The sequence below is a fragment of the Leptothoe sp. ISB3NOV94-8A genome, assembly GCF_043421595.1.
Classification (GTDB): domain Bacteria; phylum Cyanobacteriota; class Cyanobacteriia; order Phormidesmidales; family Phormidesmidaceae; genus Leptothoe; species Leptothoe turfae.
In genome coordinates this window covers 1,133,356-1,147,093 of record NZ_JAXSQW010000001.1, presented here as the reverse complement: position 1 = coordinate 1,147,093, position 13,738 = coordinate 1,133,356, and the positions used below count along the sequence as shown (strand labels likewise).

Here is a 13,738-nt window from a genome sequence, read left to right as displayed (position 1 = left end):
CTTCTAGCCAACTGCTCTACACAACGTTCAAGATTTTATGACATCCGAAAATTTGTTCGAAGACGACGTTCCAAACAGCTTTGAATATTAATATATTTCAACCGATGCAACAAATTAAGCTTGGTAAAGCAACCGCAATAATTATGTGGGCGGTTGCTCAATCAATGCACCTTTTAGTGTTGCTAATCCTCGGTATGATTTCACCTTTCAAGGCTAGGTTGTTAGCCTGTTGGGTTGAGCCGTTCATGCTCTAAATCAGCAACAGCAATTTGCGTTACTCTGCATCGTCTGCGGCCTCCTCTGAATTGTCATCTGAAGGCGATGCGTTTTCCGCTTCTGCTTCTGCCTGCAGCGCTGCGGCTTGGGCAGCATAGTCTTGCGCCTGTTGCGGCTCATTCTGAGCTTGATGCACTTCAGATAATAAGCTGAGCAGGCCAAACTCGGCTTCACGATCGCCCATGTCTTTAGCAATCACTAAAGCCTGTTCAAGATGACCTTGGGCCGCAGGATAGTTCTCCAGCTGGACATTGGCAAAGCCTAAACCAGACAAACTTAAGCTTTGGAATAGGGGCTGATTACGCTCCTGGGCAAGAACGAGTAAATCGTCAAAGGATGCGATCGCAGCTTCATACTGACCACTATCTAAATAAGTAGAACTTAGACCCAGCAGTGACTGTAGCTCTGCACCCACAGCGTTGGACTCACGACTCAGCTGCAAACGGTCCTCATACAGCTCAACTGCCTGATCCAAATCTCCCTGGTCGTAGAATGCCAGCGCCAATACGTATAGCGCCGTGAACTGCACATCTAGGACCCCTGCCTCTTCAGCCAGCGCCAATGCCTCGGTTTGAGCCTCAATCGCCTTGTCAAGGTTTTCTAAGCGATAGTGGGCCACCCCCATATTGCTCAGCGCCAGGGCCTGCGATCCTGGGCTTTGCAACTGAGTTGCTACGGTCAGCGCATCTTCAGCCGCTGTCAACGCAGTTTCATACTCTCCCAGGGCCAACAGCGAAGAACTTGCCACATTTAAAGCACTCAACAAGGCTTGGCCATTCCGTTCTGATTGCGCCAGGGGAATCACCAACTGGGCCGCCTCCAGGGCTAATACATCTTGACCAATGGTTCTGTAGCTGGTGGCCAAAATGCTCAAAGAATTCAACCGACCTGAGTCAAACTCAAGGCTGTCAGCCAGGGTGAGGGCGTCCTGGGCATAGGTAATGGCATCCGGTAAATTGCCCTGGGATTGGGTCGCGAGTGCCAGCACATTTAGGGCGACCACCCTAGATTCAGGATCATCCACCCCCTCTAACGCCGTCAGCGCCTGCTCACCGTAGTCAGAGGCAGTTGTATAGTCCCCCTGATTAACGGTCACCAGCCCTAGCATAGTTAAAGCAAAAGACTCCTGGGCCAAATTCTCATTGGCCCGGGCAGCGTCAAGCGCCTGTTCAAGGGTAGTTTTTGCCTCCGCCAGATTGCCGTCTTCATACAGGGATAACCCGGTGAGAATTAGCTGATCTACGTCATCCAAAGATTGCTGCTCTGGTGCTGCCTCTTCAGACTCTAATGCGTCTGCATTAGTCTCAACGTCGGCTTCTGAGGACACTTCTTCTGAGGTCGCATTCTCTTCTGAATCATCGGAAGTTTCAGCAGCCTCACTTTCCTCAGCCTGCGCAAGTAATCTAGACGAATCAGCCCAGGCTAGCTGGCCTGGGAACGTAAGTAGCAGAGCAACGGTACTGAACGTTAGCAAGCGAAACAGCATAGTGTGGAGCTCAATATGGCAAGAGTTTATCCACCCTAGCAGCAAATGTTAGAGACGTCGTCATAGAGTAGGCGGCTTTTTAACCCAGCCATTGGAGCATGGTTTTCTTAAGCTGCCCTAAGTCTTTGTAGAACTCTTGTTTAACAAACTGACCAATGGCATCAAAGGCTGTAAATGACTGACCGGGCTGCCAGCGGACATCTTGGGCAATGGGTGTGGTGTGTGTACCTTGGAGAATCTGAATCGCAGTGAACTGGGGAAAGCGCTGGTAGAGCACATCACTGAGATCGTAGGTTTGGTCAATGGTATCTCGGCGAAACTTGATCAGCAGATTATGGCCAATGGCGTAGCGATCGCGAACCAGATTAAGGGTTTGGTTGGGGCTGGGGGTAAATTCCACATCAAAATCTGGAGCAAACTGAACGAACTGTTCTAACAACGGAATAGATTTGCGGGCGGGGTAATTATTAAAGGAAATCAGAATATTGCCTGCTCGCTCGATGTTGTACAGACTGGCAATGAGCAGATGAACTTTGCAGCCCATGCTGTGACCGACACCATATATAGGTATGTAGCGATCGCCAATGATCTGACGCCGGAGATAGATCATGGCCTGGTCAAATGTGGTCAGCACCTCGTCTGCGATCGCACCATGGTCAAAGGTATTGATAAAGGGCGTTGCCACAATGCAATAGCCCTGCTGATAAAGATTTTCCAATAGCCAACTATAGGTTAGGTGCGGCGCAGCGGCAATAAACGCCCCCCCTAAGAAATGAATAATGGCCTTTGGGCGATCGGGAACGAGAAGCCAGTTACCAGAGACTTCTTGCCAGGTCATACACACGGAATCAGGAAACTGCTGTTTTATCCTAACGGTCTGACGCCTAGAACGCAGCCTCAACATTGAAACCACTCTAGATGCTTTAAAGCGGGGTATGCCACCAATAACAACTTATTTCTATGTGTTTTGGCAAACATAATTTCCGCCTAAAAAAGGGTATTGTTGTTTCGTATTTATATTAGTTTGCAAGGCTCTTTTTAGATTGCTCAGGCATCTTTTAGAAAGCCTGCATCCTTGTTAAAAATGTCCTCTGACTAACCGTTTGAGACATTCTAAAAGATCGTGTAAAGACTCTTCTCTAAAGCTATATAGTTTAGTCTTTTTCACACATTAAGTAAGTCTTAAAAGCTGGAAGTTCATGCAATGAGAATGGCTCTTTCAACGGTTGCGATCGCATCCACTCTAGTCGGTTCGACGGTTCTATCCACAGCCCCTGCCTACGCAGCCAGGTTTCAAACAAACTTCTTCGTAGATATTGTCAGCGGTGATTTTCTAGTGGGGGACACATTCTCAGGGCAGGTCACCTATGACGATAGCTTACTGAGCGGCATTGGCCTGGAGCAGGTAGCCCCAGACTTTGGGTTGATTTCCCTCACCTTTGACTATGTGGGTTCCGACCTGAGTACAGCGGTCACCTATAGCAAGGGCGATGACGATACCGACAGCGGCTTTCCCCTGGCAATATTTCAAGACGGTGAACTCGTAGGCTTAGACTATTCTGTTGCCATTGCCTCAGACCTGAGTTTTCAGTTTCGCGAAGAGCCCTTGGGCAGTGGTGATTTTGGCTTTTTTACTGACAATTTTTCCACATTTGAACTCAATACAGGCACCGTTACATTTGCCGAGCCCATGCCTGTTCCAGAACCTGCCATGGTGGCGGGCCTGGTGACGCTCGTTGGCCTGGCCCTACGCCGTCGCCCATAGCCTCAGCTATCAAAACTTGCTGCCGTTACTGATCATTATTCATAGGGCCATCTTGCCAGAGCGAGGCATCCCCTAAATCAGCGGCAACAACTTTCTAACAGTCAGCATTTACCAGGAACATCAGCATGCACCGTTCATCTATTGATCGTCCCATGTCTAATCGTTTCAATCGGCGTAGCCTATTGGCAGGCATGGGTGCATTTACCGGCCTTATCCTTGTCAATCAGCACCCCGTTCTTGCCCAGACAAGGTTTTCCAGCTATCCCTTCACCTTAGGTGTGGCCTCGGGCGATCCCCTACCAGATGGCATCGTGCTATGGACCCGTCTGGCACCGGATCCTCTCAAGGGGGGTGGCATGCCCAATAGCGATGTCACTGTCACCTGCACCATTGCTACGGATGAAGCCCTACAAAATGTGGTCCGGAGAGAGTCTACTTTAGCCCGCGCCGCTTTAGGCCACTCAGTTCACCTGGAAGTATCTGGCCTAGAACCGGATCGGGTTTATTGGTATCGCTTTGAGGCCGGTGGTGAAGAAAGCCTGGTTGGCCGCACCCGTACAGCACCTGCATCGGGCACTCCGTTAAATGACCTGCGGTTTGCGTTTGCTTCTTGCCAGGACTACGAAAATGGGTTCTACACGGCTTATCAACACATGGCCCGGGAAGACCTGGACCTGGTTATCCACCTGGGTGATTACATTTACGAAGGGGGGATTAGCGCGGACGCTGTACGTCAGCACAACAGCGGCGACGTGATTACCCTGGAAGACTACCGAAATCGCTATGCCCTCTATCGTTTAGACCAAAATTTGCAAGCGACCCATGCCGCATTTCCATGGGCCTTCACTTGGGATGATCACGAAGTAGACAACAACTATGCTAACCTCATCCCTGAGGATGAACAAAGTCCCAGAGACTTTGCCATACGTCGTGCTGTTGCTTACCAGGTTTACTACGAACACATGCCGATGCGGCGACAGTCTGCCTCTCGCGGTGCCTTTCTCCAGCTGTATCGACGGTTGAGTTTTGGCAACCTGGTCACCTTTAACATTTTAGATACCCGTCAATATCGCACCGACCAACCCTGCGGCGATCAGTTTGGCCCTCGCTGTGCCGAGGCGTTGAGTGAGGCTGCTACCATGACAGGCCAACGTCAGGAGAACTGGTTATTCTCGGGGTTAAATCGCTCAAATGCGCGCTGGAATGTGCTGGCCCAGCAGACAATATTTTCTCAATTTAACTTTGGTAATACCCAGTTTTTACCGGGGGATTTCTTTAATCCTGACCAGTGGGATGGGTATGTGGCTCAGCGCGATCGCATTATCGAGTTTTTACAAGCTCGCCGACCGTCTAACCCCGTCGTGATCACCGGTGATATTCACTCCAGCTGGGTTTACGACATCAAAGCCGACTTTGACAATCCTGCCTCTGCCACCGTGGGTACCGAATTTGTCGGTACGTCAATTTCGTCGAGCTTTGGGGATGGTGCAGACACTAACGCGCTTGTGTCGCTGGCAGTGCCTGGTAATCCTCACACTAAGTTCTTTGATGGTCTTAATCGGGGCTATGTGCGCTGTACCATCACACCCGATCTTTGGCAGGCGGACTATCGCACAGTGGAGTCCATAGAGTCGCCTACATCAGCAGTGCAAACCCTGGCATCCTTTGTGGTTGAGGATGGGCAGCCAGGGGCTCAGTCTGCGTAGGCTTGGGATGACGTCAAGGGTTGGGTGCGATCGCACCCAACCCGGGACTCTAAAAACTACTCAAACAAATTCTTGCGAAGAAACGTTGCCCTATTTCGAATTACCGTGTTACGCTTATAAGCCATTGAGGACGTATAGCTCAGTTGGTTAGAGCGCATCGTTGACATCGATGAGGTCCGCCGTTCGAGTCGGCGTACGTCCATCCTCTTTCAGCTCAGCCCAGCTAAAGTATGGTACAAACGTGGCCCAAAAAGCTACCCTGAGCCATGCTTGTAGGTGGGAATTCTTCTCGTCTGACTACATCTTGGAATTAGACCAGATGGGGTCTTTATCTCCCATCCCTTGATTGCGTGCAGGTACTCTGCTTTTTCGTGCCATGCGCTTAATGTATTAACTTCATTCCTGTAATGTCTTTCCTGTTCACAGTGATACTTAGTCTTTGTTGATGCGCTATTCATTCTATTGATACTCCTTTGAATACTGCTGAACGCTGAACTGATTGAGGCTTGTAGGCGTCTGCCGATGTGGGTTTCTTGGTAAGCTCCTGAAGCATGAAGCTAGCTCTTACCTTGAACATACTGACAATTCTTGATTTTTATCTAATCGAGTCTTGATTATTTATAACGAACATATGTTATAAATAAATAGAGGGGGGTAAAATTATGTCTACCGTTCTTCACACGTCGTTATGCCTAAAATTGTCGATCATGATCGTTACCGTAAGGAGTTGCTAAGCGGGTGTCTCGACCTCTTCGCTGCACGAGGATACGGTTCGATTACGATGCGGCAAATTGCCAAGGGTCTGGGGGTGTCTACAGGCACCTTGTACCATTACTTCCCAAGTAAGGAGAGTATTTTCATCCAGCTCGTGCAGGAGCTATGTGAGCAAGATATCTATGATTTTCTGGCGCAAGTCCCTGAATTGAATGATTTAGAGGGTCGTCTACAGGCCATCGTGGATTTTGTTTTGCAGAATACGCAGTATTACTATCAACAGCTATTACTGTGGGTGGATTTTTCCCAACAAACCCGCCCTAATCCTGACAGCGATATCCAAGCCTTGCGTGAAGTTTGGCGACGGACACGAGAGTTGCTGGCTGACTATCTGCAACTATCTAAGCCCGAATTAGTGGATTTTGTCATGGTGTTTATGGATGGATTGGTTTTGCAACATGTCTATGATCATGGCTACGATATAGCAACCACAGAGACCCCTTCATTTGAACAACAAAGTCAACTTATGATTCAGATGGTGATACACCATGAACAAAACTGTTCTTAGCCTTAATTCAAGATTGTTATGGCTGATACTGTCGGCACTGGCAGCTTCTGGCGGTATTTTGTATCTTGGCTTCTCTCTCTACAGTCAACCGGTTGTAACCGAGTCTGAAATGGCGGCTATGCCAACGGAGTTGCCGGGGGTTGCAGCATTAGGTCGGTTAGAACCTACGGGAGAAATTGTTCAGGTGGCGGCTCCATTGGAGTTGGATGGAGATCGCCTAGCAGAGCTGTTTGTTGATGTGGGAGACCAGGTGAACCAGGGCGATGCGATCGCTATGCTTGATTCCTACGATCGGCTTCAGAATGCAGTGATCCAAGCTCAACAACAAATTCGACTGGCCGAGGCCAGGTTGGCCCAGGTACAGGCAGGAGCAAAATCCGGCGAGATTTTGGCGCAGCAGGCAACGGTGACACAGCGATCGGCTGAACTGACAGGACAGCTGCGAATACAACGAGAAACTATTGCCCGCATTGAGGCCCAATACGAAGGCGATCGCGCGGCTCAAACGGCTACGATTCGTCGATTGCAGGCAGAGCTACAAACGGCGACGGCTGAACTAACTCGCTACCAATCTCTTTACGAAGCTGGGGCTATTTCTGCCTCTCTCTATGACGAAAAACAGTTAGCGGTAGATACGGCCCGCCAGGCTAAGGTGGAAGCTGAAGCCGTACTAGAGCGAACTTCAACAACAGCCCAGCGACAGTTACAAGAAGCTCGTGCTGAACTTGTTCGCTTGGAGCATACGGGGCAGGCTCAGCTGGCGGCGGCTCAATCGACCCTGGAACAGGTGGCCGAGATCCGCCCGGTAGATGTGCAACTGGCGCAGGTGGAATTAGATGCTGCCAAAGCAGCCTTATTGAGCGCTGAGCATGATTTGGCTAAGGCGACTATTCGAGCCCCAAGTGCGGGTCAAGTCTTGAAAGTTTATACCCGACCCGGAGAACAGATGAGTACGGATGGCATTGTTGCCTTGGGTCAAACTGACCAAATGTTGGTGATTGCAGAGGTGTATCAAAGCGATATTGGTCGCGTTCGCCTGGGTCAATCAGCAACAGTGCGAGGTCAAGCTTTCTCAGGTGATTTGCAGGGGGAAGTGATTGAAATTGGTCGTCAGATTAGTCGCCAAAATGTCTTCGCCCGTGAACCTGGTGAGAATCTAGATCGACGCGTCGTCGAGGTGAAGATTGCCATCAACCCTGGGGATAGTCAGCGTGTGGCCAACTTGAGCAACCTCCAGGTACAGACGGTGATTGCGGTTAGCCGTGCGGCCCAAATCCCACCAACTCCAGCTAAACCTATCGTTGATATTGGTCTTGGTAATCCTAGCTTACAGAATGTCTTGTTCACACCGTTCAGCTCTAATTTGCTTTTTTAAATAACGAACGTTCGATTTTCTTTGTGACCATGTTTAAGCCTCGATTTCTCAAAAAAACGCCGTTGGCCTGGCTGCAGGTCAAGCGAGAGCGGACACGGTTGATGGTTGCGATCGCAGGTATTGCCTTTGCCGACATGCTAATTTTCATCCAAATGGGATTTGAAGGTGCGCTTTACGATGCGGCCATTCAGCCCCACCGCAACCTGCAGGCAGACTTAGTATTAACCAATCCCCAGATGCAAACATTGTTCTCGGTAAAAGATTTTCCCAGACAGCGGTTATATCAAACCCTGGCCCATGAAGATGTGGCTTCAGTCAGCGGTGTTTACATTGCCACCGGGCAGTGGAAAAATCCCGAGACCAGGCTAGAGCGAGCTATTTTAGTCTGGGGGATTGATCCAACAGAACCCTCCTTTAATTTTCCGGAGGTGAATCAGAATTTACACAAAATTCAGCCCCTCAATCAACTGTTGTTTGACCAGGCGGGGCGACCTGAGTATGGGTTTACAGCGGCTGCTTATGGGGAGACTGGTCAATTTTCCGCAGAACTAAATGGGATGCAGGTGGATGTGACAGGGGTGTTTACCAACGGTGCGTCTTTTGCCGCCGATGGGAACGTGATTGCCAGTGACTCAACATTTTTGCGGCTCTTTCCTGACCAGAATGCTGACCACATTGAGGTGGGGCTGGTGCAGCTAAAGCCTGGGGCTGATGTTGAAAAGGTACAGCATGAACTCACAGCCGCTTTGCCTGACGACGTTTTAATTGGTTCACCAGAAGATTTTGCCCAAATTGAGCGGGAGTACTGGGCCAATGGTACCGGCATTGGTTTTATCTTTGGCCTGGGCGTCGGTGTGGGCTTTATTGTCGGCATTGTGATTGTTTATCAGATTCTTTACTCCGATGTGTCTGAACACTTGCCAGAATATGCCACCCTCAAGGCCATGGGCTATACCGACAGCTACTTGCTGAGTGTCCTCATCCAAGAGTCGTTGCTGCTGGCTGTGTTGGGTTACGTGCCCAGTATTGTTCTCGCCTTTGGTCTTTATCAGCTGGCTTTTACAGCCACAATGTTGCCCATTGCCATGACCAGTCGACGAGCCGTTACCGTGCTCATTTTGACCATTGTTATGTGCTCTGTTTCAGGAGCCATTGCCATGAGAAAGCTACGTACTGCCGATCCCGCTGACATTTTTTAGTGAGTTTCTCCATCTAGACTGTTTATTCCCTTTATTGCCTGAGTCTTTTCTATGAATATCGTTGTTACAGCTTAATCACACAGAATGGTTTTTAGGGTATGCCCTACAGCCTACTTAAAACCAACACTGAAGGATATATCCTCTAATTTCCCCTACTACAGCTTCTACGTACATTCTCCTTGCGCCTAACTACTTTACGCTATCTCTACCCTGATTCTCCGGTGTGACCATGTCTCCAGTTATCGTCTCTCAACAATTGAACCATCACTTTGGTGAAGGAAATCTAAAAAAACAGGTTCTATTCAACATCGACCTAACCATTCGTGTTGGCGAAATCGTCATCCTCACCGGCCCTTCTGGTTCTGGAAAAACGACGTTACTCACTCTCATGGGTGGTCTGAGGGCAGCACAAAGCGGGAGTTTAAAGATTTTAGGGCAAGAAATTCTCGGAGTCCCTAAGCCGGTGCTGAATAAACTGCGGTGCAATATTGGCTATATTTTTCAGGCCCATAATTTGCTAAGTTTTCTCACAGCTCGACAAAATGTGCGCATGTCCCTGGAGCTACATCCTCATTTTCTCGATCAAGATCTAGACGAGGTAGCAGCTAATATGCTGACGCATGTGGGGCTGGAGGACCGGATTGATTATTACCCTGATGAACTATCGGGGGGACAGCGCCAGCGAGTTGCGATCGCACGGGCCCTAGCCAGTCACCCCAAAATTGTCCTGGCCGATGAACCCACAGCTGCCTTAGATAAACAATCAGGACGGGATGTGGTGAACATTATGCAGCGCTTAGCTAAAGAACAGGGCTGTACCATTTTGTTAGTTACCCATGACAATCGCATTCTCGACATTGCCGATCGCATTATCTACATGGAAGATGGGCGGCTCAAGCCGAACCCTCTCTTGGAACCTGTTAGTGCTTGATATTCCTATTCTGAGTCGGGGGGTATAGAGCAATTCCCAAGATAGGTGTCGTCAATACCCCCACCAGCCTGTTGATGTTCAGCGGGTCAAGCATTGGGTATAACAGCAGTTGGTATATTACCTGCGATCGCAGGTAAATTAGGTAAAAGCCACCGCTAAACCATCGCCCGCACACACATCACAATATGACCAGTGTCAATGTTTAGGCTGTCAGCGTGCTCAAAACTGTTCAAACCAACCCTCACCGAGGAACGCTGACAGGGTACCATCAAGAACATAATCACAAAGCTGGCAATCCGGTGGCCTTTACCGAGCGTTTTAAGGTTCATGGTTGATTACCATATTTGCCAAAGAAAGTAGCAATTCTGTCCACGGCCTGATCGACATATTCTTCAACATCGTACAGGTCTACATGGGAAGCTCCAGGCACTTCAAATAGCTCTTTTGGTTCGGTACATTTTTCGTAGTAGGCCACTGTCAGTGGACCGGTATCGGCCAATGCTTTTTTCCCGTAAATGCCAAGATACGGTGTGTAAAGATATTGAGCCCAGCTGGTCGCATCGGTCAGCGCATTAATATCGGCAATACTAGCCAGGCTGCGGTTTGAATAATTTGGATAGGTTTCTGCACCGGCACGCTTGGTCATGTAATAATCAAAGCCCTCGCGGGGTGCACCTTCGGGAATCTCGTCTGGTGACTTGCCTTCATATCCGAGGGTATCCATATAAACTGGCTCACCCGTTTCATACTGTTGCTGCCGTGCTTCATTAGCAGCTATGAACATGGAGATTGCCATATCTTTATCCGCTGTCGCCAGGTAGGTAGAACGGTTATCCAGCATGCCACAGACGGTCACAATGGCTTTCATCCGTTTGTCGGTCACAGCGGTCAACGCCATGTAACCACCACCAGCACAGGCGCCAATGCCATAAAATTGGTCGCGATCCACATAAGGGAGTGTCCGCAAAAAGCTAATGGCGTTGTGAATGTCTTCGATTTTGATAAAGGCATTTTCGTAGTTGCGAATGTCGCTTTCGCTATCACCATAACCAGTATGGTCAAAGGCCAGAAACAAGAAACCTTTTTCTGATAGCTTACGCCCGTAGAGTGCACCCATCTGTTCTTTTACCTGGTTAAAAGGCGGTGTAAACACAATGGTGGGATACTTTTGCAAAGCGTCAAATCCCTCCGGCGCATAGAGATTTCCTACCAGCTGGTAATTCCCGCTTTTAAAGGTGACGGTATTCTTGCCCGCTGTAATGTTGGTACTCATAGTTTTCTCCTGTCGGTTAGTCAACCATGAGTTGCTGTGCACTCATGATTAAATTAAAAATTACGTTTCCATCCCCTTCCAATGCATAAAGCTGAAGGGTGGGGAGAGTAAATCACATGTTCGGTTGTGGCTTATAAAGGCCTAGCGGAATCTATTTGCAGGTTAAGCGCTTGAAAAGCTAAAATTCAGCCCCATTCCTCTCATTTTTTTGCCTATTTATCTCAGTGAGGTTTCAAAATAGGAAAAATAGGTCATCCTAAATGCATGAACAAGCATGACATTGTCCAACTTATCGATCGATATGCAGTGACCGAGGGAGTCATCGATACCCCATTGGAAGGATTACGGCTGTTTCGCATGAGTCACTTAGTGGAACGGGTACCGGGAGTATATGAGCCCGGCATCTGTGCCATTGTTCAGGGCAGCAAACGGGCCTACTTAAATGGCACAACCCATGTCTATGATGAGCATCAATACTTGTGCTGTACAATGCCCCTGCCTATAGAAGGGGAAATAATTGAGGCTTCACCGGAAAAACCACTGCTCGGATTCTCCTTGAACTTTGACACCCATGTGATCATCGAGACCGTCATAGAGATGGCAGCCATGGAAAATGCTAGCGGCTCTACTGCCGAGGTTATGCCAGGGTTGACAGTGGCAAAGTGGGATGATGGTTTTACAGAAGCACTGGGACGGCTGTTGGAATTGATAGATGATTCGGTTGCCCTGCACATGCTCAGCAACGGCAGGATGAAAGAACTAATATTTGCTGTTCTTCGAGGTGAAGCTGGTTCCTCAGTGCGTCAAGCCTATGGGGGAATGCAGAAGATATCACGGGCACTGACTTTTCTAAGAGCTAATCTTCATGAGGCGATTTCAATTGACGATTTGGCTCAACAGGCTGGCATGAGCCGCGCAGTATTTCACCGTAAGTTTAAGGAAGTTACGACTTATTCCCCCATTCAGTTCATTAAACTTCATCGTCTCAACGATGCGTCCAGCCTTATTGCCAGTGGTACTACAGTCGGTGAGGCAGCACATCGGGTAGGCTATTCTAGCCAGTCACAGTTCAGTCGAGATTTCCGGCGGTACTTTGGCCAATCACCTCGTCAGTGGGGACACACGACAGGTTCAATAAACAGAGATATTCCACCTACTAAAACAATGTCGAGGGAAGAAAACACCTCTTGAAAAAAGAGCAAGGAGTCCATATAGTCGTCAGTTTTTATGAAGTCAGACGATCATAGCCTCCCAGCCAACAAAGCCAGATCACGACAGGGATCCAATGGATCAATATAGGGGGCCATGCAGAGCCCGTTGTCTCGTACGCCAGAGTACAAGCAAGCCCCAAGAGGGTGGCCTGAATTAGAAAACCTGGCATGAAAAAAGTAGGATCACCAGCTTTATACAACGTTAAAGCATTTAGGGGATGGTAGACCAGGAACAGCAACAGGCTAATGCCTGCATACAGCCACCAGCTTGTTAAAGAGACAGTTTCACTGGGGTGAGGTATAAGTACAATCCGAAAACCAATTTCTTCGATAAAGGCTGGGGCCAAAAAAGCTTGAACACTAATCTGCAACCAATGGTCGACTGGTGAGTTCCCACGAAAGAAATGAGAAGCACTGCCAATACCCAGGGCTAATAGCCCATAAACCAGGAATATACCTGTAGCTATAATCCAATCTTGTAATGTCGGAAAAGTAGTTAGGGCGGTAATGGTGCGCTCCCAAAAAACATTAGGTATATTGCTGGGTTCAAAGATTATGAAGTAAACCATTTGCAATTAACCTTCACCTTCTCACCGAATACATATTTCTTTACCCCAATTTAAAATAGATCATCTCATAGATACTGTTCCTTGTGCGATTCGACAAAGTTCGCGCTGAGGTTCAGCCCTGAGATATCTGAGGCTATCAGCCAGGTTTTCGGATCATAACGTCTCACAATACGCGACAAGCTGATCAAGTCCTTCATCCCAACTACTGCTGTGTTGATCACGAGAAGCTTCAAAGACTGCGGCTTCTGCTTGAGTTGGACTGACCGGCTCCCAAATTAACTGTGGATTTACTGCTTCATACTTCGTGAGTAGCCACATTTCGTGACCATTGGGAGCGGTCATTTTATGTAGAAATGCCCCCCTGGGTGTGATGTCAGCAGAGACGTACTCGCAGGTGAATGCTTTTTAGGCTAAATGGGCCTTGGTACGACTTCGATCTATCCCGTCTTCAATGCCTACATGAATAGCGTGATCACCCACACTTAGCCAGAACCCTCCACGAGCTTGAAGGGTCTTGGGTTTTGGGATTTCTTGGAGCTTTAGTACATGGCAATAGAAGTCTCTGGCAACATCTTCTTGCCGTGATGGAACCGTGATCTGAACATGGTGTAAGCCAATAATCATTTATTTGATAATTTCTTCGGCATTGCTGATCCTTGGGATGA

14 protein-coding genes and 1 tRNA gene are annotated in these 13,738 nt (G+C 48.6%); 8 read left to right on the top strand and 7 right to left on the bottom strand.

The genetic code is table 11. The features are described from left to right. Positions 1-274: 274 nt before the first annotated feature. Entirely contained in the window at positions 275-1,762 is a 1,488-nt protein-coding gene (locus SPB21_RS05080; protein WP_163702901.1) for a tetratricopeptide repeat protein, read from the bottom strand. 79 nt (positions 1,763-1,841) lie between these two features. Beyond that, positions 1,842-2,600: a DUF1350 family protein gene (locus SPB21_RS05075; protein WP_163671610.1), complete on the bottom strand. Its 759-nt coding sequence runs from the start codon at positions 2,598-2,600 to the stop codon at positions 1,842-1,844. Between the two features lie 366 nt (positions 2,601-2,966). On the opposite strand from SPB21_RS05075, the gene SPB21_RS05070 reads away from it, so the two are divergent. The 7 genes from SPB21_RS05070 to SPB21_RS05040 all read left to right on the top strand — a co-directional run bounded on the left by SPB21_RS05070 (position 2,967) and on the right by SPB21_RS05040 (position 10,020). Then, on the top strand, positions 2,967-3,527 hold the full coding sequence (locus SPB21_RS05070) for a PEP-CTERM sorting domain-containing protein (protein WP_499865802.1): 561 nt from the start codon (positions 2,967-2,969) through the stop codon (positions 3,525-3,527). A gap of 125 nt (positions 3,528-3,652) precedes the next feature. Beyond that, positions 3,653-5,233, top strand: a complete 1,581-nt coding sequence (locus SPB21_RS05065) for an alkaline phosphatase D family protein (RefSeq protein ID WP_499865800.1) — start codon at positions 3,653-3,655, stop codon at positions 5,231-5,233. Positions 5,234-5,361: 128 nt separating this feature from the next. Then, positions 5,362-5,435 (top strand) — tRNA-Val (locus SPB21_RS05060). Positions 5,436-5,921: 486 nt separating this feature from the next. Next, the gene (locus SPB21_RS05055; protein ID WP_163663331.1) at positions 5,922-6,515 is read left to right on the top strand and encodes a TetR/AcrR family transcriptional regulator; all 594 of its coding nucleotides are present in this window, start codon (positions 5,922-5,924) and stop codon (positions 6,513-6,515) included. Next, positions 6,496-7,890, top strand: coding sequence for an HlyD family secretion protein (locus tag SPB21_RS05050; RefSeq protein ID WP_499865799.1), 1,395 nt, complete (start codon positions 6,496-6,498; stop codon positions 7,888-7,890). The genes SPB21_RS05055 and SPB21_RS05050 overlap by 20 nt, the downstream gene beginning before the upstream one ends. 29 nt (positions 7,891-7,919) lie before the next feature. After that, positions 7,920-9,089, top strand: coding sequence for an ABC transporter permease DevC (devC, locus tag SPB21_RS05045; RefSeq protein WP_163702897.1), 1,170 nt, complete (start codon positions 7,920-7,922; stop codon positions 9,087-9,089). Positions 9,090-9,318: 229 nt separating this feature from the next. Next, positions 9,319-10,020, top strand: a complete 702-nt coding sequence (locus SPB21_RS05040) for a DevA family ABC transporter ATP-binding protein (protein WP_163663323.1) — start codon at positions 9,319-9,321, stop codon at positions 10,018-10,020. A gap of 155 nt (positions 10,021-10,175) precedes the next feature. Here SPB21_RS05040 and SPB21_RS05035 read toward each other — a convergent pair whose 3' ends face one another. Continuing rightward, entirely contained in the window at positions 10,176-10,349 is a 174-nt protein-coding gene (locus tag SPB21_RS05035; protein ID WP_163663321.1) for a hypothetical protein, read from the bottom strand. Then, positions 10,346-11,293, bottom strand: coding sequence for an alpha/beta hydrolase (locus SPB21_RS05030; RefSeq protein ID WP_499865798.1), 948 nt, complete (start codon positions 11,291-11,293; stop codon positions 10,346-10,348). The genes SPB21_RS05035 and SPB21_RS05030 overlap by 4 nt, the downstream gene beginning before the upstream one ends. Before the next feature lie 264 nt (positions 11,294-11,557). Between SPB21_RS05030 and SPB21_RS05025 the strand changes: the two genes are divergently transcribed. After that, complete coding sequence (locus SPB21_RS05025; RefSeq protein WP_499865796.1) at positions 11,558-12,484, top strand: AraC family transcriptional regulator; 927 nt, start codon at positions 11,558-11,560, stop codon at positions 12,482-12,484. A gap of 34 nt (positions 12,485-12,518) precedes the next feature. On the opposite strand, the gene SPB21_RS05020 is transcribed toward SPB21_RS05025, so the two are convergent. From SPB21_RS05020 to SPB21_RS05010, 3 genes are all read right to left on the bottom strand, one after another. Beyond that, a complete protein-coding gene (locus SPB21_RS05020; protein ID WP_163663315.1) occupies positions 12,519-13,073 on the bottom strand; it encodes a CPBP family glutamic-type intramembrane protease in 555 nt (184 codons plus the stop codon). 153 nt (positions 13,074-13,226) lie between these two features. Beyond that, positions 13,227-13,415 carry a hypothetical protein gene (locus SPB21_RS05015; protein WP_499060370.1) on the bottom strand — a complete coding sequence of 63 codons (189 nt, stop codon included), beginning with the start codon at positions 13,413-13,415 and terminating at the stop codon, positions 13,227-13,229. Between the two features lie 63 nt (positions 13,416-13,478). Continuing rightward, positions 13,479-13,697, bottom strand: coding sequence for a VOC family protein (locus SPB21_RS05010; RefSeq protein ID WP_499061614.1), 219 nt, complete (start codon positions 13,695-13,697; stop codon positions 13,479-13,481). Positions 13,698-13,738 lie beyond the last annotated feature (41 nt).